The sequence below is a fragment of the Corallococcus sicarius genome, assembly GCF_003611735.1.
Lineage (GTDB): Bacteria > Myxococcota > Myxococcia > Myxococcales > Myxococcaceae > Corallococcus > Corallococcus sicarius.
Genome location: NZ_RAWG01000560.1, coordinates 1 through 2882 on the forward strand (window position 1 = coordinate 1; position 2882 = coordinate 2882).

Annotated in this window: 1 protein-coding gene; it reads left to right on the plus strand. The window is 72.2% G+C overall.

Annotation, left to right across the window (positions count from 1 at the left end):
• A partial coding sequence (locus D7X12_RS40650; protein WP_147443977.1) for a condensation domain-containing protein occupies positions 1 to 2882 on the plus strand: 2882 nt, incomplete at both ends.

Here is a 2882-nt window from a genome sequence, read left to right on the forward strand (position 1 = left end):
GGCCGCATCGACCACCAGGTGAAGCTGCGCGGCTTCCGCATCGAGCTGGGGGAGATTGAGTCCTCGCTCAGCACGCACCCCGACGTGCGCGAAACCGTGGTCATCGTGCGCGAGGACGTGCCCGGCGACCAACGCCTCGTGGCCTACGTCGTCCCCGCCACCGTGGAGGCCGGCGTCCTGCGCGAGCACCTGCGCCAGCGGCTGCCCGAGTACATGGTGCCGTCCGCCTTCGTCGGCCTGGACGCCCTGCCCCTCACCACCAATGGGAAGGTGGACCGCCGCGAGCTCCCCGCCCCCACGCTCGCCCCGTCGGCCTCCGAGGACGACGCCCCGCTGTCTCCCCTCCAGGAGCAGTTGGCGGCGCTGTTCCGCGAAGTGCTGCGCGTGGAACGCGTGGGCCTGCACGACGACTTCTTCGACCTGGGTGGGCACTCGCTGCTGGCCACGCAGCTCGTCACCCGGGTCGCCGCGCGGTTCGGCGTGGACCTGCCCCTGCGCACGCTGTTCGAGGCGCCCACGCTGGCGCTGCTCTCCGAGCGCATCCAGGCGCTGCCTTCGCGTGCCGTCACGCCTCCGATTCCCACCGTGCCTCGGGACGGCGACCTGCCCCTGTCATTCGCGCAGCAGCGCATGTGGTTCCTGGAGCAGTTGGAGCCGGGACAGGCGCTCTACAACATCCCCCTGGCGCTGCGGCTTACCGGCGCGCTGGACGTGGACGTGCTGCGCCGCACCTTCGCGGAAATCGTTCGCCGGCACGAACCGCTGCGCACCACATTCCTGGAGCGTGACGGCCAGCCGCTCCAGCGCATCCATGCCGCGCCCGCGGAGTGGGCCCTTCCCGTGGAAGTCCTCCCGGAAGGCGCCACGCGCGAGGACACCTTGCGGCGGCGCATGCGGGACGAAGCCGCATGGCCGTTCGACCTGGGCACGGGCCCGTTGTTGCGCACGCGGCTGCTCCGGCTGGGCGCGGAGGAGCACCTCCTGCTGCTGTGCATGCACCACATCGTCTCCGACGGTTGGTCCATGGGCGTGCTGGTACACGAGGTGGGCAGCCTCTACGCGGCGTTCGCGGAAGGCCGTCCGTCACCGCTGCCGGCGCTGGAGGTGCAGGCCGCGGACTTCGCCGTGTGGCAGCGACAGGAGGGCCACTCCGAAGGCGTGCAGGCCCACCTGGACGCGCTTCGCGAGTCCCTCAAGGACCTGCCGTCGCTGACGCTGCCTTCCGAGCACGGCCTGCCCACGACTCGGACCCTGCGCGGCGCGAGCCACGTCTTCACGCTGCCCGCCTCGCTGGTGCGCTCGCTGGAGCAGGTGGCTCGGGAGCGGAACGCCACGCTCTTCATGGTGCTGCTGGCCGGGTATGAAGCGCTGCTGTCGCGCTACTCCGGGCAGGACGACTTCGCCGTGGGAAGCCCCGTGGCCCACCGCACCCGGCCGGAGCTGGAGCCGCTCATCGGCGTGTTCCTCAACACGCTGGTGCTGCGCGCGCGCCTGGACGGCGACCCCCGCTTCACGGAACTGCTGGACCGCGTGCGCGAGTCCTCGCTGTCCGCGTATGCCCACCAGGACGTGCCCTTCGAGCGACTGGTGGAAGCCCTGGGCGCGGAGCGTGGCGCGGAGCGTGCGTCGCTGTTCCAGGTGATGTTCGCGCTGCACAACGCGCCCGTGCCGCCGCCCTCGCTGCCGGGCGTGCGCGTGGAGCTGCTGCCCACCGCGCCGGACACGTCCCGCTTCGACGTGAGCCTGTCGATGCTGGAGCGCGAGGGCGGGCTGGAGGGGACGCTCGAGTACAGCCTGGACCTCTTCACCTCCGCCACCGCCGCGCGGCTGGCGTCGCAGTTCCGCGTGCTGCTGGAGGCCGTGGCGCGTGACGCGACGGTGCCCGTCAGCCGCCTGCCGTTGATGGACGCGGAGGAGCGCTCCTGGGTGCTGGTGGACTGGAACGACTCCGGCTCCCATCCCTTCGTGGAGGACACCCTCCCCCGCTGCTTCGAGGCCCATGTCCGGCGCGCACCCAACGCCGTGGCCGTGGAGCACGAGGGACGGACGCTCACCTACGGGGCGCTGGATGCGCGGGCGAACCAGCTCGCTCGGCACCTGCTGTCGCTGGGCCTGCGTCCGGAGGGCCGCGTGGGCCTGTGCCTGGAGCGCGGCGTGGACCTCGTGGTGGGCATGCTGGGCGTACTCAAGGCCGGCGGCTGCTACGTGCCGTTGGATCCAACCTACCCCCAGCAGCGCCTGACGTTCATGTTCCAGGACGCGGGCCTGTCCGCGGTGGTGACGGAGCGCTCGCTGCTGCCGTCGCTGCTGGAGCAGTCCTGGCCGACGGTGTGCCTGGACGCGGAACCGGACGTGCTGGAGCGCTACGACACGAGCGCCCCCGTGGCCGCCCCGGTGCTGCCGGGCCAGCTCGCGTACGTGCTCTACACGTCGGGTTCCACCGGGACGCCGAAGGGCGCGGGCGTGGAGCACCGCTCCATCGTCCACCTGGTGCGCGAGACGAACTTCGTGCGCCTGACGCCCGAGGACCGCATCGCGCAGGTGTCCACGCCGTCGTTCGACGCGGCGACGTTCGAGGTCTGGGGCGCACTGCTCAACGGCGCGCGGCTGGTCATCATCCCGCGTGACGTCACGCTGTCGCCGCCGCACCTGGCCCGGAAGCTGCGGGAGGTGGGCGCCACCACCGTGCTGCTCACCACCGCCCTCTTCCACGAGGTGGCGCGCGAGGAGCCCGGCGCGCTGGCGGCCCTGCGCAACGCCTTCTTCGGCGGGGACCGGGCGGATCCGCGCGCCGTGCGCAACGTGCTCGCGGCGGGCCCCAAGGGCCAGCTCGTCAACCTGTACGGCCCCACCGAGGCCACCGTCTGCGCGACCTTCCACGC